Source organism: Pseudomonadota bacterium (genome assembly GCA_018817425.1).
Lineage (GTDB): Bacteria > Desulfobacterota > Desulfobacteria > Desulfobacterales > RPRI01 > RPRI01.
Window position 1 is genome coordinate 1 of sequence record JAHITX010000001.1, and the last position, 19,695, is coordinate 19,695.

Annotated in this window: 19 protein-coding genes; 7 read left to right on the forward strand and 12 right to left on the reverse strand. The window is 38.8% G+C overall.

The features are described 5' to 3' along the window. Window positions 1-396, reverse strand: a 396-nt coding sequence (locus KKC46_00005) for a DUF4277 domain-containing protein (GenBank protein ID MBU1052195.1), incomplete at its 3' end; no start/stop codon positions are given. Window positions 397-694: 298 nt separating this feature from the next. Between KKC46_00005 and KKC46_00010 the strand changes: the two genes are divergently transcribed. From KKC46_00010 to xth, 3 genes are read left to right on the forward strand one after another with little or no spacing between them, the layout of a single operon-like run. Then, window positions 695-1,453, forward strand: a complete 759-nt coding sequence (locus tag KKC46_00010; protein MBU1052196.1) for an SDR family NAD(P)-dependent oxidoreductase — start codon at window positions 695-697, stop codon at window positions 1,451-1,453. Between the two features lie 27 nt (window positions 1,454-1,480). Further along, window positions 1,481-2,152 (forward strand): isoprenoid biosynthesis glyoxalase ElbB, encoded by a 672-nt coding sequence (elbB, locus tag KKC46_00015; GenBank protein ID MBU1052197.1) that lies wholly within the window; start codon window positions 1,481-1,483, stop codon window positions 2,150-2,152. Window positions 2,153-2,156: 4 nt separating this feature from the next. Further along, on the forward strand, window positions 2,157-2,945 hold the full coding sequence (gene xth / locus KKC46_00020; GenBank protein MBU1052198.1) for an exodeoxyribonuclease III: 789 nt from the start codon (window positions 2,157-2,159) through the stop codon (window positions 2,943-2,945). A 61-nt stretch (window positions 2,946-3,006) separates the two neighbouring features. Here the strand turns inward: xth and KKC46_00025 are convergent, their stop codons facing one another. From KKC46_00025 to aroB, 3 genes are read right to left on the reverse strand one after another with little or no spacing between them, the layout of a single operon-like run. Continuing rightward, window positions 3,007-3,957, reverse strand: coding sequence for an aldolase catalytic domain-containing protein (locus KKC46_00025; protein ID MBU1052199.1), 951 nt, complete (start codon window positions 3,955-3,957; stop codon window positions 3,007-3,009). Window positions 3,958-3,962: 5 nt separating this feature from the next. After that, window positions 3,963-4,613: a bifunctional 4-hydroxy-2-oxoglutarate aldolase/2-dehydro-3-deoxy-phosphogluconate aldolase gene (locus tag KKC46_00030; protein MBU1052200.1), complete on the reverse strand. Its 651-nt coding sequence runs from the start codon at window positions 4,611-4,613 to the stop codon at window positions 3,963-3,965. Window positions 4,614-4,646: 33 nt separating this feature from the next. Beyond that, window positions 4,647-5,684 carry a 3-dehydroquinate synthase gene (gene aroB / locus KKC46_00035; GenBank protein MBU1052201.1) on the reverse strand — a complete coding sequence of 346 codons (1,038 nt, stop codon included), beginning with the start codon at window positions 5,682-5,684 and terminating at the stop codon, window positions 4,647-4,649. A gap of 273 nt (window positions 5,685-5,957) precedes the next feature. Between aroB and KKC46_00040 the strand changes: the two genes are divergently transcribed. Beyond that, window positions 5,958-6,482, forward strand: coding sequence for a peptidylprolyl isomerase (locus KKC46_00040; protein MBU1052202.1), 525 nt, complete (start codon window positions 5,958-5,960; stop codon window positions 6,480-6,482). A 153-nt stretch (window positions 6,483-6,635) separates the two neighbouring features. On the opposite strand, the gene KKC46_00045 is transcribed toward KKC46_00040, so the two are convergent. Further along, window positions 6,636-7,154, reverse strand: a complete 519-nt coding sequence (locus tag KKC46_00045) for a hypothetical protein (GenBank protein ID MBU1052203.1) — start codon at window positions 7,152-7,154, stop codon at window positions 6,636-6,638. Between the two features lie 124 nt (window positions 7,155-7,278). Between KKC46_00045 and KKC46_00050 the strand changes: the two genes are divergently transcribed. Both KKC46_00050 and KKC46_00055 read left to right on the forward strand, forming a co-directional pair. Then, window positions 7,279-8,013, forward strand: a complete 735-nt coding sequence (locus KKC46_00050) for a hypothetical protein (GenBank protein MBU1052204.1) — start codon at window positions 7,279-7,281, stop codon at window positions 8,011-8,013. Between the two features lie 115 nt (window positions 8,014-8,128). Next, window positions 8,129-8,806, forward strand: coding sequence for a zinc ribbon domain-containing protein (locus KKC46_00055; protein MBU1052205.1), 678 nt, complete (start codon window positions 8,129-8,131; stop codon window positions 8,804-8,806). A gap of 74 nt (window positions 8,807-8,880) precedes the next feature. On the opposite strand, the gene KKC46_00060 is transcribed toward KKC46_00055, so the two are convergent. The 6 genes from KKC46_00060 to KKC46_00085 all read right to left on the reverse strand — a co-directional run bounded on the left by KKC46_00060 (window position 8,881) and on the right by KKC46_00085 (window position 17,339). Continuing rightward, window positions 8,881-9,585, reverse strand: coding sequence for an alpha/beta hydrolase (locus KKC46_00060; protein MBU1052206.1), 705 nt, complete (start codon window positions 9,583-9,585; stop codon window positions 8,881-8,883). A gap of 8 nt (window positions 9,586-9,593) precedes the next feature. Then, entirely contained in the window at window positions 9,594-10,898 is a 1,305-nt protein-coding gene (locus KKC46_00065; protein MBU1052207.1) for a radical SAM protein, read from the reverse strand. A 35-nt stretch (window positions 10,899-10,933) separates the two neighbouring features. After that, the gene (locus KKC46_00070) at window positions 10,934-12,349 is read right to left on the reverse strand and encodes an efflux transporter outer membrane subunit (protein MBU1052208.1); all 1,416 of its coding nucleotides are present in this window, start codon (window positions 12,347-12,349) and stop codon (window positions 10,934-10,936) included. Further along, window positions 12,346-15,465, reverse strand: coding sequence for an efflux RND transporter permease subunit (locus KKC46_00075; protein MBU1052209.1), 3,120 nt, complete (start codon window positions 15,463-15,465; stop codon window positions 12,346-12,348). The genes KKC46_00070 and KKC46_00075 overlap by 4 nt, the downstream gene beginning before the upstream one ends. Before the next feature lie 5 nt (window positions 15,466-15,470). Further along, window positions 15,471-16,625, reverse strand: coding sequence for an efflux RND transporter periplasmic adaptor subunit (locus KKC46_00080; protein MBU1052210.1), 1,155 nt, complete (start codon window positions 16,623-16,625; stop codon window positions 15,471-15,473). Window positions 16,626-16,706: 81 nt separating this feature from the next. Continuing rightward, complete coding sequence (locus KKC46_00085; GenBank protein MBU1052211.1) at window positions 16,707-17,339, reverse strand: TetR/AcrR family transcriptional regulator; 633 nt, start codon at window positions 17,337-17,339, stop codon at window positions 16,707-16,709. Window positions 17,340-17,793: 454 nt separating this feature from the next. Between KKC46_00085 and KKC46_00090 the strand changes: the two genes are divergently transcribed. After that, a complete protein-coding gene (locus tag KKC46_00090; GenBank protein ID MBU1052212.1) occupies window positions 17,794-18,870 on the forward strand; it encodes a nitronate monooxygenase in 1,077 nt (358 codons plus the stop codon). An 81-nt stretch (window positions 18,871-18,951) separates the two neighbouring features. Here KKC46_00090 and KKC46_00095 read toward each other — a convergent pair whose 3' ends face one another. Beyond that, window positions 18,952-19,686, reverse strand: coding sequence for a response regulator transcription factor (locus tag KKC46_00095; GenBank protein ID MBU1052213.1), 735 nt, complete (start codon window positions 19,684-19,686; stop codon window positions 18,952-18,954). Window positions 19,687-19,695 lie beyond the last annotated feature (9 nt).

A 19,695-nucleotide genomic window follows, 5' to 3' on the forward strand; every position in this document is an offset into this window, starting at 1 on the left:
TGTGGTATCAAAGTGAACCCGCTGTGGATCGATATCGAATATGTTGATGGCATTTTGCGCGATCTTTGAAAAGATCTTCTGCGTGCCGGTATCGAAAACTTTATCAAGAACACGAGCGACATTAAAGTCACTGAAAAGTCCTGGTTCAATATGATTACCAAGCAATAACTCGGTGTCTTTTTCCTGGAAGAACTCCTCAAGCCGGTACAATGGAGTTCTTCCTGAAAGCGTATCCAATACCATAGCTAAAATGCAAGCACCAGTGGGCAACTCCATCTGGCTGTTGACCATGGTGTCGAAGGTTTCAACAAGTTTAATCTTATTAGCAAATGCCTTAACGATCGGTAAATGTCCAACTTCTGAAAATGTTAGATCCTTAGGAATAATAGATTTCATAAAAACCCCCATTTTTGTTTGATTTAAAGTATGGGGGAAGTGTATCAATAATAATATACAAAGTCTAGAATTATTTTTTTCATATCTCAAAGTTGCTGTCAACAACATATTATAGTATCGTTCATAATAGAATTTTTATATATTTCATTACGTTAAGCATGATTCTGCCATTTATTTTAACTTGACAGAAATTATGGTTGCTGATAGCAATATGAATGTAATAATTACGATTTGCTATCAATCTATTAATGTAACGGCATAATATAAAATTGTTGGTTTAGAAAAGGGAGAATAAATTATGAAGATCAGCGAATGCAAAGCGATTATAAGTGGCGGTGCTTCCGGTATTGGAGAAGAATGCGCACGTCAGATTACAAGTGGCGGAGGAAAAGTTACCATTCTTGATTTACAGGAAGATAAAGGCATAAGCCTTGCGGCAGAACTGGGAGGCTTTTTTGTTAAAACCGATGTTACAAATAATGACAGTGTAAATCAGGCTATAAATACTGCTGCCGAAAAGATGGGAGGCATAAATGTAGCTATTAATTGCGCCGGAATAGGTGGCCCATGCAAGATACTTGATAAAGAAAAGGGCCCTATGCCTATGGATTTTTTTGAAGCCAGAATTCAGGTTAATCTTATTGGTACCATGAGAGTTCTCATAAGCGCGGCAGCAAAAATGGCTGAAAATGAGCCAGGTGAAGATGGCGAACGGGGTATTGTTATCAATACTTCATCTGTTGCCGCATCTCAGGGGCAAATCGGACAGGCCGCTTATAGCGCTTCCAAGGGCGGAGTTGAAGGCTTGATGCTTCCTGTGGCAAGAGAGTTGGGACGCCACGGAATCCGTGTTGTAACAATTGCACCCGGAACCATAGATACACCAATGCTTGCCAGAGTACCGGAAAAAGCTCGTGAAGCATTGGCCAAATCAATTCCTTTTCCAAAAAGGCTGGGAAAACCCTCAGAATATGCTTTTTTGGTTCAACACCTGATAGAAAATATATACTTAAATGGAGAAGTATTTAAGCTCACAGGCGCATTGAGGATGGCATAATTTTTAATAGTATAAGGGAGAGCAGGCATGTCTGAAATACCTTATCATTTTGCTGTAATTCTTGCCGGATGCGGAAACAAGGATGGTTCGGAAATTCATGAATCCGTAACCACACTGCTTGCTATCGATCGTGCAGGAGCAAAGTACACTTGCTTTGCTCCTGATATTTCACAACACGTTGTGCTAAACCACATTACCGGTGAGCCTATGGCAGAGAAGAGAAATGTTCTTATCGAGTCTGCACGGATAGCACGCGGGGATATCAGGAATCTTAAAGAGTTTAGTGCTGATAAGTTTGATGCTTTAGTAATGCCGGGCGGATTCGGCGGTGCTGCATTGAGTTTGTGCAGTTTCGGGATTGACGGGGATAAAATGAGTGTTAATCCTGATGTGGAAGGTGCCGTGTGTGCAATGGTTGCCCAAAAAAAACCGATAGGTGCGCTTTGTATTGCACCTGTGATTCTTGCCAGGTTGATACCTAATGTAAGAATCACATTGGGCCAGGATGAAGGTGCAAACAGCAAGGCTATGCAAATGGGTGCTGTGACTGTAAATACACAACATGGAGAAGTTGTTGTAGATCATGAACATAAAGTGGTAACAACTCCCTGTTATATGCTGAATGCAAGAATCTCTCAGATACTCGAAGGAGCTGAAAAACTTGTGGCAGAAATACTTTCATTGATTAAATCCGCATAATATAATGCCAAAAAAACTTGTAAAACTAATATCATGGAATGTTAACGGCCTGCGGGCTGTGGCAAAAAAGGATTTTTTTGAAAGCATCCGGCGTATGAATCCGGATATATTTGCCATTCAGGAGACAAAGCTTCAGGAGCACCAGAGAACCGATAGCATGTTGAATTTTGAAGGTTATAGCTCCTACTGGTCGTATTCCACGATTAAAAAAGGTTACAGCGGAGTTGCCACATATACGCGCTTTGAGCCCAAAAATGTTAAAACAGGAATAGGGAATCAAAAATATGATCAAGAAGGCCGCATATTAGAAACAGACTTTGGAGATTTTATATTTTTTAATGTCTATTTCCCAAACGGCCAAATGAATGAAGACCGCCTGCAGTATAAGCTTGATTTCTACAAAGATTTTTTTGCGTATACGGATTTACTGAAAAGTCAGGGTAAAAATCTGATTATAAGCGGGGACTATAACATTGCCCACAATGAAATAGATCTGACACATCCCAAACCCAATGAAAAATATTCGGGCTTTTTGCGCATAGAACGAGACTGGATGGATGAAATAATTAAGCGTGGTTACGTGGATACTTTCCGGTATTTTTATCCTGAAAAAGTAAAATATTCGTGGTGGTCTTACCGGGCCAATGCCAGAGAAAAAAATGTAGGCTGGCGGGTAGATTATGTTTTTGTAAGCCAAAATATAATAGATAAAGGCTGGTTAAAAGAGCCATTTATCGATAATGATATATTTGGTTCAGACCATTGTCCGGTGGGTGTAGTATTGGAGTTTTGATATATCTGATGTTTAGCCTCCTGCTCCGAAGTTACGGCAGGAGGCTTGTTTTCAGCCGATCTTATAATGATTCCACTAAATTTGTCATTTGGTCATAAAATTCCAGGATCTGATTTTTTTTGTCCGATTCCATGATGGCCATGGCGCTTCGGGGGTGTTGATTCAAAACACCGGTTATCATATACGGTACAAAGTATCCCCAATCGATTTTTTCCCGCCATGGGAATATATGTGATTCTATAGCCTCAATAATCGGACGGACATTAAACTTGGGATTTTTAAGAAATGAAATCAACAACTCCAGAGGGCAATTGCCGGCCCCACGGCCGATGCCGTAAAAGCTGCCATCTACGTAGTTGATGCCGTTTATAATAGACGAGATAGTATTTGCAAAGGCTAATTGTTGGTTATTATGAGTGTGAATCCCTATAGTTTTTCCGGGAAGACGCTCCATGTACTTGGCTGACAGTATATCAATATCTTCTGAGTAAAAAGCACCAAAGCTATCCACAAGATAAATAACAGGTACCCTGCTTTTCGAAAGATCATCTAAAGCTTCATTAAGCTCTCTCATGCCGACAGTGGAAACAGCCATAAGATTGATGGTTGCTTCAAAACCTTTTTCCATGCAGTGATGTGCAAGTTCTATTGCCGCGTCGATCTGATGCACATAGCAGGCGACCCGGACCATATCAAGCATGCTTTCCGATTTTAAAGGAATATCATCATAGTCAATCCTTCCGATATCTGCCATAGCGGATAGTTTAATTTTTCTTTCACCTTCACCGATAACCCGCCTTATATCTTTATCAGCACAAAGCCGCCATGGTCCGAACTTATCGCGGGGAAACGCACTTTCTGAACTGAGGTAACCAACTTCCATATAATCAACGCCAGCCTTGGAATTGGCTTTGTAAACCGCCCGGACAAAATCATCCTCAAACTGCCATTTATTCATCAGCCCCCCGTCACGGACTGTACAATCCAACACCTTTATCTCAGGCCTAAACATTTTTATTAATTCTCCTTTATTATTAAGTTCTTGATAGCTGCTTTTTTGCATAGTTCAACAAAAATTTTTACATTTCGCGCAAGATCCTCAATATTCCGGTTTTCAAGAGCTTCCTTTCCGAACAGCGAAGTGCTTGTCCCAACCGCCTTGACGCCTGCTTTGAAATAATCTCCAATATTTGAACTGTTAACACCGCCTACCGCAACAAGTGGAATTTGGTCAAAGGGCCCCAGCAGATCTTTAATATATTGCGGGCCAAAATGGCCGCACGGAAAAACCTTAACCATATTCGCACCGGCAGACCATGCGTTGTACACTTCGGTTGGAGTAAATGCCCCGGCAATTACCGGTATATTATGAGAAAAGGCATATTCTATTACCGAAGTATCCGTGTTTGGAGTTACAAAAAACATGGCTCCCGAATCCGCTGCTTTTTTAGCTTCATCCAGATTTCGTACGGTTCCGGCGCCCAACAATTTTCCCGAAGGCACAGATTTGCGGCAGTTTGAAATAATTTGAGCAGCATTTTCAGTATTCATTGTAACTTCAATAGCCTGGAGCCCTGAGCTAAAGGAGGCATGCAAAATTTCCTTAAAGAAAGAAGCTTCGATTCCCCTTAAAATACCGATAACCGGAACATCCAGTATAAAAGTCATTTTGTGTCTGCTGTCTCCCGCCTAACAATGTAATCAAATATTATCAAACACATTATCTAATTCGCTATTTAATTCGCTTATTGAAATTTCATCTATAACAGCTTTACCTATTCCGTCAAGCAATACGAAATGAATCCCTTCCCCTTCTCTTTTTTTATCTTTATTAAGCGCATCCATAACCTTATTTTTATCAATTTTTATTGTTGTGGGCAATTCAAGATTTTTAAGCAGAGTTATAATTTGCTGTTTTTCACCGGATGACAGCAAACCTTTTTTTTCAGAAAGGAAAGCGGCAAAGACCATACCCAGGCTTACTGCTTGTCCGTGAGGAATTCCAGTAGTTTTTTCAATAGCATGCCCAATAGTATGACCGAAATTAAGTTTGCGCCTTTCACCTTTTTCCTTCTCATCCCTGTTTACTACAGATGATTTGATTACAACAGAATCATATACAAGTCTCTCAATTACATTGTAATCTATAGACAAAGCTTTTTTATAGTTATTTTCAAGATATTCAAACATGACGGCATCTTCTATGGCGGCATGCTTAACAATTTCGGCAAATCCGCACAAAAGGTCTTTTTGGGGCAGAGTTTTTAAAAGGTTAAGATCACAGATAACAAAGGCCGGCTGGTTAAAGACACCTACCATGTTTTTGTATCCTTTGAAGTTAACGCCGTTTTTACCACCTACGCTGGCATCAACCTGAGAAAGCAATGTGGAAGATACAAATCCGAAAGATACGCCCCTTAGATAAGTTGATGCAACAAACCCAGTAATATCACAGACAATACCACCACCTATGCCTACAATAACACTGGAGCGCTGTGCATTCATGTCCATCAGGTTTTGATATATGTATCCGGCCGTATCAAGAGTTTTTACAGATTCACCGGTACCGATAGTAATTACAGGATAGCCAGGAAATTGGTTGCGATAATGTTTTGAGACGTTTTCATCAGTAATCAGAAAAACATTTTCACCGGGAATATAATTTTTCAGATTTTGTAAACTCTCACCAACTAAAATCTTTGATTGGCCTGTTGATCCGTAAATTTCGATCTTCTTCATTAATAACTCCTTAACTAATAAATGAGTCTTAAATAACCTAGCTTGAGAGAAATTACAAGCCATTGATTTTCTGAAATCCGGCAAAATATGAGAATGGAATAACTTGCTTGGAGTACAAGGGATAAAACAAATTGCAGAGAATTTGTTGTTTCACAGCTTCGTAAAAGATAATTAAGCAAGAAGTTTGCCGATAAATAAAACAATTATTTACTTGACTTAAAGATATTCATATATATCTTAAAATAAATATAAATTAAAATACAGGAGAATTTCATGGAAAAAGTTGAAAACAATATGTACGTCAGTGTTCATTATAAAGGAACTCTGAGTGACGGAGAAGTGTTTGACAGCAGTGAAGGTCGAATGCCCCTTGAAGTGCTGATGGGTGGCGGGCAATTGATAAAAGGTTTTGAAGATTCACTTGTCGGAATGTCTTTAAACGAGAAAAAAACATTTACACTTGCGCCGGAAGATGCCTATGGTCCAAGAAATGACAGCATGATGCATAACTTTCCGTTATCGGAAGTGCCTCCCGGTGTAGTTCCGGAAGTGGGTCAGGTTATCGGCCTTCAAATGCAGGATGGCCGTCAGGTCCCTGCTAAGGTTACACAGATTGATAGTGAAAACGTTATCTTGGATTTAAACCACCCTCTTGCCGGTCAAGAATTGACCTTTGCTATTGAAGTTGTTGGCATTAGTGATAAACCTACCCAGGTTCAGGAAGGTTGCGGCTGCGGCTGTTCATCATCAGATAGTTGCGATGATGGAGGAAGTTGTGGGGACGGGTGCTGCGGATAAATATATGACTTAAAACCGCAAGGTTTTATACTTATATAAAATAACGTATGGGCCGGATCAATAAAGTTTCGGTTCATACGTTATTTTTTTCCTTATACCAAGCTTGGACTTATCCGTTTTTGCCTTTTTGTGGACTGTTAACAGGCCCGGTTTTTATCTGTCAAAATATATATTCTTTCCGGTTATTGAAAGAGGAATTCCCATAATAAAATCCCAGTCAACCATTTTCATGTAGCGTACAACAACTCCAATTCTATACATAATACGATTATCAATATTAAACATGCTTGCTGTTTTTACGGCTGAACCAAGCGCTATGCCCATATCAAGTGTTCTAAAAGCGCAGACAGGACCCATGAAATCTACAGATTTCTTTTCTTGTAAGGAAAGTGTTTTGCAATCCGGATAACCGCATACACCGCAATCCAACCCTAATGGTTTTGCATCTTTTAGGCCTATAAGCACTATTGCATCTGATACGGAAATATTTTTTGCATCCCGATCAAAATCTTTTTTTTCTTTTTTTATTCCGAATTCTATCATTTTTTTTGAAAGCTTCTTAAGATCTTTTCCTTTTAGTATTTGAGTGCAAACATAGTTTTCCCCTTTGCTTTTAGGGGCCGTAGTTGCAGATATAACCATAAGCTGAGCCACCATATCTATAGCTTCCATCAGTATCTCCTTTTTATTGCTTTCATAACAGCTAAATCTAATTTATAATGAAACAAATTTATATTACATTAAAGATGAATACAAGATGTTCAAGCTTTATAATTTATTTACAAGGAGGATAGATATGAAACGATACTCATCTTATATATTAATGCTGTTACTATCCATTGTTTTACTAATTGCAGGATGTTCTACATATAAAATAAAACCCCTTCCCTTTAAATCTCCGACATCTTTAAATAATGCCGTAAACATTGCAGGCGCAGATATAGCAGCAAGAGCATTTACAGATCCAAAAGAAACAAAAGATATTTTCGGTTTTGATATACACGGAGCCGGGATGCTTCCTATCCAGGTGGTGTTTGATAACCAGGGATCTCACGCATTGGAAGTTGTAGGTAATCAGACTTTTCTTGAAGATAAGAATGGAAATCTCTGGCCAATATTGAGCAAAGATATAGCATACGAAAGAGCCACTAAATATGCCAAAACAAAAGAAGTGTTCAAAGAAGGGGCTTATAAAGGTTTACTTGGGGCTGCAGCCGGTGCAGTGATCGGAGCGGCTATAGGGATTGTCTCCGGCGAAAATGTAGCATCAGCAGCCGGAAAAGGTGCTGCTGTTGGTGCCGCTGCCGGTGCAACAATAGGAGGTGCAATCGGCTATGGTTCTGATAATGCAATAAAATCAATAACAAATGACCTGCGTGAAAAATCTCTCCAGAATAACGCAGTATTACCCAAAAACTTGGCGCATGGGATACTGTTTTTCCCTGGTGAAGCTTTATCGGCAAAACAATTGCGTCTGCAGATAAAAGAAACGGATACCGGTGTTTTACATGTGATAAAACTGGAATTTTAAAAATACATAAACATTCAACAATATATGTTAAGCTTTAACCTGTTGACAATTTGAAACGGACTCTTAACTTTTAACTAAATATAATATTATAAACAATGTTATTGGAGAGTATACGATTATGCTTGAAACAAAAGAACAGGTTCTTGAAAAAATACTTACTAAGGGAAAACCGGTCTGTCCGCATTGTAAAACCGAAATGAATCTCTGGGAAGTTCCGTCGATTAACTGCGGGGATGGTTTGGGATGGGGAACACCTTATCTTTATATATGCTTTAATGATGATTGTTCTTCATATACAAGCGGATGGGACAACATTAAAGATAATTATGCTCATAGCGCTTCCTATAGATGTATGTGCTATCCAGGCACCGACCAATTTGAGCTGATTACGGTATTTAGCCCTGCAGGAGCAACAGGACAGATTATAGATGACAAGATAATGGCACAACAGGAAGCATTGAAAGAGGCTACGAAAAAAGGCTTTTCTATTCTTGCCGAATGTTATGTATCAAAAGATTCTCCGTCAGTTATGAGAATTATACTTGATCCGACGGAGCCTGCACGTGTAAGGCTCAAGGCAGCCGAAATGATAGGTGATATAGGTGAAGTAGATGCAATCGAACCTTTAAAAAACTTAAAATTTGAAAACAAGCTTATTAAAGAAAAGGTTGAACAATCGATTTCAAAGATACATGAAAGATCTTTTACCAGAGAATGCCCGTTTTGTGCAGAAATAGTAAAAAAAAGGGCCAATATGTGTAAGCATTGCGGAAAAGAGATTGCCGGACAATAAGCTTTGTCGGTAATGATCCTATAGGATTGATGGATTTCTTATAAATCCATCAATCCTATAGGAGTAAACGCTTTTTAATCTATTTTAAACATTCCGTTTTTTAAAAAAGCTGTAACCTGTTCAAGAACCTTTTTATCATTCATTATAAAAGAATGTGTTTTATGTACCACCAGAAAATCTTTCATACCCAAAAGCTTTGCGCTTTCTACGGAAACCTTTCCATCGCTTTTTCCCGGAATCAGAAACGATGAAATGGGAGTAATTGTTTTATCACCGGTAATAATTCCGACCTCATAATCAGGAGGACCCACTGCTTTTGGAATACTGCCCGGTTTTGTTCCCAATTGTTTTCCTGCAGGCCCGTTTATTAATTTAAAAACGGTGCTTTTTCCAAATTTATCGACGATTTCACTGCCGCTATTCGGAGGACTTAGCATTACAACGCGGCCAAGATTTGAAACTTTATTATTTTCAAGATAGTATCGGACCAGAATGCCTCCCATAGAATGAGTAACAAAATGGATTTTACCGGCACCAAGAGATAAGCATTTTTCAATTGCTTTGGGTATTGTGTCTACAGAAAGTTCCTGTATGGTTTTCCTGCGTGATGGATAGCCGATATTTACTACACGAAAACCTTTGTTTTCAAGGTAATGTTCGAGTTTTAACAAAGATCTTTTAGTACGCGCCAGGCCGTGCAAAAGTATCACAAATTCGGCATTCGTATTTGCAGTTTTTGTGTAACCAACTGTCAGAAGATGAAAAAGCGATATATTCATTTTGTTTATTAAAATGTTTCTTTCGGTGGATTAAAGTATCCGTGCTTTAAATCCGGGAAGTCTTTTTTTATCATAGAAAGAATTGTACTCATGCCGACAGGAGTACTCACCGGCGCAGCTTCAGACATTATCTTCCAATATCTTAAAGGATCAAAATTCAGGTTTCTCCACTGTATGAAATTAACCGGATACTTTTTTAAAAAATCATAAAGAGCAGCCAGTTCTTCCTGTGAATCTGTAAAACCTGGGCAATTAAGATAATTTATGGATATAAACTTTTTCTTTTTAATCGCAATTTTTATACTTTTTATAACATCTGAAAAAGCATACCCTTTTGGACGAAAATATGAAGTATAGCAGGTTTCCCTAACGCTGTTCATACTTATTCTAATACTGTCAAGCCCTGCATCAAAAAGTTTTTCAAGAACATCCGGGATACTACCATTGGTATTCATATTGATAGTTCCGTTTAGGGTCTTTGCACGTATCAGCTTTATTGCAGGTTCAATAACATGAGCAGCAAGCAAGGGATCTCCTTCACAACCCTGGCCAAAACTGACTACACTTTTCTTTACCTTTTTTATATGCTCAATTGCAATTTCTGCAATTTCTTCGGGTGTCGGAGTAAATGAGATTCTATCCTGACTGTTTTTAATATCAGTACTTTTCTGTAACGATAAACAGCCTAAGCATTGTGCGTTACAATTTTTTGAAGTCGGAAGGGGTGCTTCAAATCTTTTCAAGAAAAAATTTTTTGCGGCAGGACATCCATAAGTTAAAGCGCAATTTTCAAGATGCGCGCGCAACCTGTTATGTGGCATTTTTGTTCTCATGGAGCGGATACCCACTAATATTTTGTTGTGCGGCATCAGACGTAAATCCTGCCTTTTTTCACTGTCCACAAGTATTACTGCTGTTCGAAATTTGCCATTGTGCCAGCCAACAGCTCCATATGAAAATAAAGGAAGATGCTTAGCCCCCTTTAGTTCCTTATAAGCGCAAACATGAGAAAGAACATAACCCGGTGAATTGAAAGCTGCTACAGGAAAGATAGGTTCGCCCGGGGCATATGGATTGTTTTTTAAAGTTTCAAGTTTTGATGTTTCAAGATTAAACAGGATTGGATGCCTGTCCGGCAAAAACATAAACTCACCGCCATAAGGCATGGGAACGGTATTTTGTTTAGTCAATGGTATTATAGAAGATGCTGCCATTCCAACAGCAGCATAGCCATCAAGTTCGAATATTGTGCCCTTTTCATCGGCAACAAGAGCTGTAACAAGGTCTTTTTTTTTAAAAGATTCAATATTCATTGTGAATAATATAAACTGATAGTTTGCGTATAAAACTAAATGGAATCATTTTTCGAAAGAAGAGCTTTGGTCCATCCACCGCCAAGAGCCTTATAAAGAACAATCTGGCTGTTAATTACTTCCGTCTGATAGCTTATGAGATTTAGAGATGAATTCAGATATCCGCGTTGAGCATCAAGCACTGTAAGATAATCAACAACTCCAACTTCATACTTCTTGTTGGCAAGAAATAAAACCCTTTCAAGCGCTTTTAACTCCTCTTCCTGGGCGCTAAGCTTATTGCCGGAAGTCTTGATCTTGATCAAAGCATCATGTACTTCCTTAAAAGCGGTTTTTACTGTTTTTACATATTGAATGACGGCTTGTTTCTGCTGTGCTTCTGTAATTTTAACATTTGAATTTCTTCTGCCGAAATCAAGAACAGGTTCTATTAAATTTCCACCTATATTCCACATTCTTGCTGATGATTGCATCAGATTGTCTAATTCAAAGCTATGCAGTCCCAAAGCGCCGGTAAGGGATATTGATGGGAAATAAGCAGCCTTTGCCACGCCGATTTGAAAGTTAGCGGCTTTTAAAGTTTCTTCAGCCTGTAAAATATCCGGCCTGTTTTCAAGCAGCTTTGACGGGAGCAAGGCAGGCACTTTAATTGGTTCGGGCAATTGAAGATTTATATTATAAAGATTATCAAATATTTCATTGGGAGTTTTACCTAAAATAAGAGATAGGGTGTTCTTTAATAAAGCATCCTGCTCTTTTAAATTTTCAAGCAAAATTTTCACGGAATCATATTGAGCCTTTGCCTGCTGTACAACCATTTCATCAAGGATACCATGCTTGAACTGCTTTTGCCTGAACTCATAGATTTCCTTATAACTAGTTAATATGTTTTCGGTAGTTTGTAACTGCCGCGCAAGAGATACAAGATTAAAATATACTGTTGCAACATTTGAGACAAGGCTAAGCTGCAGAGTATCTTTTCCTGCTTTTGTTGAAAGCAGGGTAGAGTAAGCTGCTTCCTTCCGGTTTTTTAATTTACCCCAGAGATCCAGCTCATATGCCACATCTGCTGAAAGAGAAAAATAATTATTCGTATATGCACTTCCCAATTGAGAAGCCTCAGCGCTTGTTCTTTGCCTTGATGCTGCTGCGTTGGCATTTATAAAGGGAAAACGGTCGGCTTTGGCAAAACCCAGCCTGTATCTTGCTTCTTCAATCCTTGTAGCCGCCAATTTCAGGTCATCGTTATTTTTCAATGCTTCTTCTATAAGCATATTTAAATTTTCATCTTTATAATTTTGCCACCATTTTGTATTTATAGCAGTATCACAGGCAGTCTTTGCAAGATCCGGAGGCAGATTGACCTGCGGTTTAGAATATTTTGGTGCAAAAGAACAACTGTAAAATCCAATTGCCGAGACTAATAAGTATATATAAAGCCTTTTTTTCATCTTTTCACCTTTTCTTCAAATATTTGTTTTGCCCTCATAATCAGATAATAAAATAAAGGGATGGCAAATACTCCGATTGTTGTTGCCAAAAACATTCCGGCTACAACTGTTGTGCCTATGATATTTCTGCTGCCGGCTCCGGCTCCGGTCCCGAGGGCAAGAGGAAGTGTTCCGGCTATAAAGGCAAAAGAAGTCATAACTATCGGCCTGAATCTTATCCTTGCAGCTTCCACAGTTGCTTCGAACAAAGGCATTCCATGCTTTTTGTAGCGTTCTTCGGCAAATTCAACAATTAAAATAGCATTTTTTGCCGCAAGTCCAACCAAAGTAATAATACCTACCTGGAAATATATATCACTTTCAAGTCCTCTTAGCAATACACCAAGTATAGCGCCGAATATTGCAAAAGGTATGGACAGGATAATTGCAACAGGAGCCAGCCAGCTTTCATAAAGAGCAATAAGTATCAAAAACACAAAAACAACTGCATAGACAGTAGCTACATAACCTGTCTGAGCCAGACTTTTCTCCTGATAGGAAGTTCCTGCCCAGGCAATTGTATATCCGGTCGGTAAGACTTCAAGAGCTGTGTCTTCTATTGCCTTAAGCGCAGCGCCGCTTGAAAATCCGTGTCTTGGTTCACCAATAATTTTTGCAGCCGGAAACATGTTAAATCTTTCAACAACACTGGTATCAATTATTCTTTTCAAGGTAATAAGAGAACTTACCGGCACCAGTTCTCCATACTGTGAACGAACAAAGACTTTATTGTAATCATTTAGTGATTCTCTGAATTTGCCTTCGGACTGCATGTTTACATGATATGTTTTCCCGTACAGATTTACGTCATTAACATAGCTTTTACCAAATGTCATTTGAAGTGTTTTGTACAACTTATCTATTTCTACCCCTAAAGATTTTGCTTTCTCCCTGTTTACCACAACAGAATAATGCGGCACATTGGTATTAAGAGTCGTACGCACCGCCATCAAAGTAGGGTTCTGGTTAGCCCTTTTAACAATTTCCTGAATGTATCCATTCAGTTTATCGATGGACTCTCCCGTTCTGTTCTGTATATACATTTCAAATCCGCCGGTATTGCTTAATCCGCTTATTGGAGGGGGAGTAACGGCAAATATCAGTGAATTCTTGAGTTGATAAAATTTTTTGTTCATATCTTCGGCAAGCGCTCTGGCAGACTGTTCAGGCCTTTTTCTCTCCGGCCAGTCTTTAAGATTTACCCAGGTTGCAGAGCTATCGGTTTTTGTAGCCCCGGAGCCGAAATCAAGCCCGATTATTCCGCCTCCCTGGGCTACTTCAGAATAAGACTGGGAAATCCTTTCAATTTCAAGCTCGGATTGCAATGTGCGGCTAAGCGATGTGCCAGGCATCATATAATTTAAAGCCAAAACCAATCCCTTATCCTCCATCGGCACCAAACTGGATGGAAGTTTATCAACCAAATGAAATATAAGAAATATCATTGTGCCAAAAAGAATAATATTAATTATAGCAGTTTTAATTACCAGTTTGACAACTTTTGTAAAGCTATTGGTTATTGTATCAAATAGCTTTAAAAATAATCTAATGGGAAGGATGGGGGGTGGTTGGGTCTCCTTTAAAAATATTACGCAAAGAGCCGGAGTCAGAGTAAGAGCTACAATGCCGGAGATAAAAACCGATATCGCAATTGTAATGGCGAACTGCTGATACATCTTGCCGCTGAATCCGCCTATAAATGAAGCGGGTATAAATACTGCAGAAAGCACAAGAACGATAGCTATAACAGGAGAAGTAATTTCCTGCATGGCTTTTACGGTTGCTTCCTTGACACTAAGTTTTTCTTCCCTTAAAATCCGTTCCACATTTTCAATAACCACGATGGCGTCATCAACCACAAGTCCGATTGCCAGAATAAGCCCGAACAGGGTTAACAAATTTATAGAAAAGCCTGCCGAATAGATGCCCGCAAAGGTTCCTATTATTGAAACAGGTATTGCCATTACGGGAATCAATGTAGCCCTTAAATTCCCAAGAAATACATAAATAACCATAATTACGAGGATAATTGAGATGACAAGGGCGATTATAACTTCTTTTATTGATTCTCTTACAAATCTGGTAATATCATCCACAAGGTAGTATTTTACATCCGGAGGAAACCCTTTAGACATTTCAGCAAGCTTTTTTTTGACCGCATCTCCGACAGCTACAGCGTTTGCACCCGGATTCAAAAAAACTCCCATTGCCACAGCAGGCTCTCTTTTAAATGAACCTTTCATGCCGTAGTTTTCTGCTGCAAGATCCACTCTGGCGACATCTTTTAACTTTAAAGATGAGCCATCCCGGTTTGAACGGATAATGATGTTTTCAAATTCTCCAATTGTTTTTAATCTGCTTTCAGCTCTTACGCTGTAAGTATAAATCTGCTCTGTTGAGCTGGGTTCATCACCGATTCCGCCTGCTGTGAACTGTTTATTCTGAGCCTTGATCACATCGCTTATCTCCGTAGGCGTGAGCCCGAAAACAGCCAGTTTGTCAGGTTTGAGCCATACTCTCATTGAGTATTTCTTTTCACCATAAAGAAACACATCGCCAACTCCCGGTACTCTTTTCAGGTCATCAGCAACATTTATCGCTACATAGTTTGAAAGAGAGACTATGTCCCGTTTTTGATTCTCAGATATCCAGCATAAAACAGCAAGCATATCAGGAGAACGTTCACGGACTATAACTCCCTGCTTTTGTACTTCTTCGGGTAAAGTGCTTAGCGCTATCTGTACCCTGTTGTTTACGTCAACCCTTGCCATAGCCGGATCAGTGCCCACATTAAAATATACGCTCATAGTCAGTGATCCGTCGGAAGATGCGGTGCTTGATATATAAATCATGTCCCCAACGCCATTTAAAGAATCTTCGAGCGGAATTGCCACTGTTCTTGAAACGGTATCCGCATCCGCACCCGGATAGACAGTTCTGATAATTATTTGAAGAGGGGTCAGAGCCGGATACTCCTGTACGGCTAATTCTTTTAGCGCAATGACTCCTGCAAGGGTTATGACAATCGCAATAACGGTGGACAATAACGGTTTTTCTATGAAAAATTTGGAAAACATAACCCTTATGCCTCTTTATTTATAATTTTATCTGTTTTAACCGGCATGTCCGGCCTGATTTTAAAAAAATTGTTTACTACAACCAGATCTCCTTCATTTAATCCCTTTTCTATAATGAAATTTTCTCCGCTGGTATCACCCACTTCAACCGGTCTGACAGCTATTTTTCCATCTTTTACAATAAAGACAATAGTGCCTCCGGGATTCTGGATAACGGATTGCTGAGGTACTACAATAGTATTTTTTCTTTTAAGTCCTTCAATTTTAATCCTTACAAATTGACCTGGAAGTATTTCGCTTTTACGGTTCGGAAAGACAGCTCTTGCTTTTACGGAAGCCGTTTTTTCATCAATATTTGTGTCGACAAAATTTACGGTTCCTTTTTCATCATACCTGCCATTATCCGAAATAAGCCAGGCCGAGAGCATTTTTCCCATTTTTGCCCAATTACCGCTTTTTAATTCATATTTTGTTTTCAAAAAATCTATATCCGGCAATGAAAAGTCAACATATAAAGGATCTGTTTGCGTCACAGTAACCAATGGTGTGCCGGCACTTACAAAATTACCTACATCTACGTTTCTTAGCCCGGTAACACCGGATACTGTTGCATTTACATCCGTATAATTAAGATTAATTCCGGTCTGCAACAAACGCGCCCTTGCCGCTGAAACCGAAGCTTTTGCTATTTCATATGCCGAAAGAGCAGTATCACGGTCCTGTTCGCTGGCTACTTGAGCTTCATACAGGGCGTTCATTCTTTTCCAGTCTCTTTCAGTTTTGTTCAACTGAGCTATAGCCTGTTCCAGAAGTGCCTGAGCTGTGGCTGCTTCAGCCTCATATATATCCGGTTCAATTTTAAAAAGAAGATCTTCCGCTTTAACCGATTGGCCTTCCGTAAAGAGTTTGCTCTGCAAAATTCCTGAAACTCTTGCTACAAGTGTAACGCTACTTACACTTTTTGTTCTTGCGGGATATTCCAATTCAACGGGAAAGTCTTTTGGCTCCGGAATCTTATAAACATCTACAGACACTACTGGTGCTGAACCTGTCTTTTCCTGTGCCGGACTATCAGGTTTTGAACAAGATGCAAATGTTAAAATAAAAAGAACAAAAATATAAATGGTAAATATTTTTTTTGGCATGTTGTAAGCTTTCATAAATCACCTTTTGAATTGATCAATGTTTCTGTATGCATCTATTGGAAATTATATCCGTTATTTATTAAATTTTATGCTTTCTTAGTCTTTGCTATCTTTCTTAATACTGCTTAAGAAGAGATCAAGAACCGCCATCGCATTATTAGAATAAGGATGTTTTTTGGGATCACGGAGCCAAAGGAGCAAAAAAGAGCTTATTACGCTGTTAAGTGAAACAGCAAAATAATAAGGCTCAAGTAAAGGTTTAAACCGTCCCGCTTTAATGCCCGATTCAAAAACAGCAGCAAGTTTATCCAGCAGTTTTTCGTACAAAAACCTGATATCTTCGTTAAAACATGCTGTTACATCAGTACTGGCCAGATTGGTTCTGCCAATATATATTTTTAAAGTAGATTCATTTCCCATCAAGAATTCCCCTTTAACTTTTACATAATTCCGTAGTTTTTCAATTTCATTACCAGAAATTTCAAGAGCTTCAATAAAGACGGCATTAGCTTTTTCTGAAAATTCCATAATCATTTCACGATATAATTCTTCCTTGTTGGGGAAAAATTTGTACATTGTTCCGATCGCAAACTCTGCTTTTTTTGCAATTTTGTGCATGGAAACATTGTGGTAGCCGAATTCTGAAAATAGCTCGAGAGCTGCTTTGATTATATCTCGGCGCTGCCGCAGTTTCTCTCTTTCACGCCTTGTAAGATTATTGCTTTTCATTATATGGCCCCTTTGCAAGTCAAATTATATGTCATAAAATGAATACAGCGTCAATTTATAGAACGAATTGTCATAATGTCAAGATAAAAGAGGTATCTTTTTTATTTAATTGAAAAATTGCTGCAATGCAAAAATGTATATTTTGTGATTATTGCTCTGTCAAAAACTGAAATGGCGAAATATATATTTTGCAGTTTTTTGTGAGCTTACCAATTGTAAAACTATTGTAAAATTGCACAAAAGCTTTGCAACTAACCCTTTTTCCCTCTATAAATTAAAAATCTGAGTTCTTTGTATAACACATCTTTATCAACCTGTTACTGTGTCAGGTTCAAATATCAATCCTTACGATACTTAAATGTATTTCTGCGGTTAATTGGTACTTGGTCAAAGCTGTTCGTTTTTCAAAGGCCTTATTCTATCAGAATTAATTTCAAAGGAGTTTTTAATTAATATGTGTTTCAGTGCGTTAAAAATTGGTGATCTTGTTAGTAGTGTTCCAATTATACAGGGTGGTATGGGAGTAGGAATTTCCATGTCCGGACTTGCTTCAGCTGTAGCTAATGAAGGAGGAATTGGAATAATTGCGACAGCAATGATAGGCATTGATGAACCCGATGTTTCCAAAGACCCGGTGGGGGCAAATATTAGAGCTCTTAAACGGGAAATAAGAAAAGCAAGGGCTATGACCAAAGGAATAATCGGCGTTAACATTATGGTGGCATTGACTCACTATGCCGAACTGGTAAAAGCAGCTATTGAAGAAGCTGTTGATATAATTATTTCAGGTGCAGGTCTTCCTTTGGATCTTCCGGGATACCTTATAGAAGGTGCCAAGACAAAACTTGTGCCGATAGTCTCTTCTGCACGTGCGGCGAAGCTTTTATGCCAGAAATGGATGTCAAAATACAAGCGTTTGCCGGATGCCTTTGTTGTGGAAGGGCCTAAAGCCGGGGGACATCTTGGTTTTAAAAAAGAACAGATAGACGATTCTGACTATGCACTTGAAAAGCTGCTTAAAGAAGTAATCGAAACAATTGGACCAATCGCTGCCAAACATGGCACTACTATTCCGGTTATAGCGGCAGGTGGTATTTATACTGGTGAAGATATCCGTAAAATGATAGATTTGGGAGCTGCCGGCGTCCAAATGGGAACCAGGTTTGTAGCTACATTTGAATGTGATGCATCCCCCGCTTTCAAGCAGACTTACTTGGATGCAAAACAGGAAGATCTGATGATAATCAACAGCCCAGTTGGGCTTCCCGGCCGTGCCATACATAACAAATTTTTGGATGATGTTGAAAATGGGGCAAAAAAACCCTTCAAATGCCCTTATCATTGTATCAAAACATGTGATGTTGAAAATAGTCCTTATTGCATTGCATTGGCTCTTGCAGGAGCTAAAAGAGGGAAATTTAAAAGCGGCTTTGCTTTTGCAGGTTCCAATGCATATAGAATTAACAAGATTGTTTCGGTAAAAGAATTAATTCTGACTTTGCAAACAGAGTATACGCAAACTCAAAGTTGATGAATTATAAAAAGTCATAATCAGGCCGGTAAATACAAAAGATTAAAAGCATTTTAAGCGTAATAATATTTTGCAAAGTCATCATGAGTCATTTTCAAAAACATAACCAACTAACCTGATACTTTTGAAATATTTTGGCTTTTTTGAGTCAGCTTCAAAATATTTTCTGAACCGGGCAACAAAATTATCAACGGTTCTTGTAGAAACGTTGCCGGTATATCCCCAACCAATTTCAAGTATCTTTCTACGCGAAAGTGTTTTTCCTGCGTTTGTTATAAAAAGTTTCAACAGTTTAATTTCCTGTTCCGTTAATGATACCTTTCCGGTTCTGCATATACCCGTGGATTTTTCAAAATCGATCAGATTATCCCCAAATTTGTAAATTCCAGATGGCAAGTCTCCTGTTTGAACTGCTGCATCTTCTTCTCTTGACACCCATGAAGCCCTTACAAGCAAGCGTTCAACTCTTAAGAGAAACTCTTCAAGGTTAAATGGTTTTGAAAGATAGTCATCAACTCCACAGGAAAGCCCCTTGATTTTGTCATGAGCTTCTGCCTTTGCAGACAGTATTAATATCGGAATCCGCTCATCCTCAAGGCGAATATTTTGAAGAACCGATAAACCGTCGATTCCCGGAAGCATAATATCAAGCACCACAAGATTTGGTTTCCATTCCTTCCATTCATGTAGCCCGGATATACCGTCTTTAGCTATAACCACATCATACCCCTGCAAAGAAAGATTCAGCTTAAGTCCTTCAGCTATGTGATTATCGTCTTCTATTACAAGAATTCTTTTATTTCCATGATATTTCATAAAGGCACT

What these genes read in the sequence shown, in the direction of transcription:
- KKC46_00010 (MBU1052196.1), top strand. Translation starts at nt 695, where the DNA reads ATGAAGATCAGCGAATGCAAAGCGATTATAAGTGGCGGTGCTTCCGGT.
- elbB (MBU1052197.1), top strand. Translation starts at nt 1,481, where the DNA reads ATGTCTGAAATACCTTATCATTTTGCTGTAATTCTTGCCGGATGCGGA.
- xth (MBU1052198.1), top strand. Translation starts at nt 2,157, where the DNA reads ATGCCAAAAAAACTTGTAAAACTAATATCATGGAATGTTAACGGCCTG.
- KKC46_00025 (MBU1052199.1), bottom strand. Translation starts at nt 3,957, where the DNA reads ATGTTTAGGCCTGAGATAAAGGTGTTGGATTGTACAGTCCGTGACGGG.
- KKC46_00030 (MBU1052200.1), bottom strand. Translation starts at nt 4,613, where the DNA reads ATGACTTTTATACTGGATGTTCCGGTTATCGGTATTTTAAGGGGAATC.
- aroB (MBU1052201.1), bottom strand. Translation starts at nt 5,684, where the DNA reads ATGAAGAAGATCGAAATTTACGGATCAACAGGCCAATCAAAGATTTTA.
- KKC46_00040 (MBU1052202.1), top strand. Translation starts at nt 5,958, where the DNA reads ATGGAAAAAGTTGAAAACAATATGTACGTCAGTGTTCATTATAAAGGA.
- KKC46_00045 (MBU1052203.1), bottom strand. Translation starts at nt 7,154, where the DNA reads ATGGAAGCTATAGATATGGTGGCTCAGCTTATGGTTATATCTGCAACT.
- KKC46_00050 (MBU1052204.1), top strand. Translation starts at nt 7,279, where the DNA reads ATGAAACGATACTCATCTTATATATTAATGCTGTTACTATCCATTGTT.
- KKC46_00060 (MBU1052206.1), bottom strand. Translation starts at nt 9,585, where the DNA reads ATGAATATATCGCTTTTTCATCTTCTGACAGTTGGTTACACAAAAACT.
- KKC46_00065 (MBU1052207.1), bottom strand. Translation starts at nt 10,898, where the DNA reads ATGAATATTGAATCTTTTAAAAAAAAAGACCTTGTTACAGCTCTTGTT.
- KKC46_00070 (MBU1052208.1), bottom strand. Translation starts at nt 12,349, where the DNA reads ATGAAAAAAAGGCTTTATATATACTTATTAGTCTCGGCAATTGGATTT.
- KKC46_00075 (MBU1052209.1), bottom strand. Translation starts at nt 15,465, where the DNA reads ATGTTTTCCAAATTTTTCATAGAAAAACCGTTATTGTCCACCGTTATT.
- KKC46_00080 (MBU1052210.1), bottom strand. Translation starts at nt 16,625, where the DNA reads ATGAAAGCTTACAACATGCCAAAAAAAATATTTACCATTTATATTTTT.
- KKC46_00085 (MBU1052211.1), bottom strand. Translation starts at nt 17,339, where the DNA reads ATGAAAAGCAATAATCTTACAAGGCGTGAAAGAGAGAAACTGCGGCAG.
- KKC46_00090 (MBU1052212.1), top strand. Translation starts at nt 17,794, where the DNA reads ATGTGTTTCAGTGCGTTAAAAATTGGTGATCTTGTTAGTAGTGTTCCA.
- KKC46_00095 (MBU1052213.1), bottom strand. Translation starts at nt 19,686, where the DNA reads ATGAAATATCATGGAAATAAAAGAATTCTTGTAATAGAAGACGATAAT.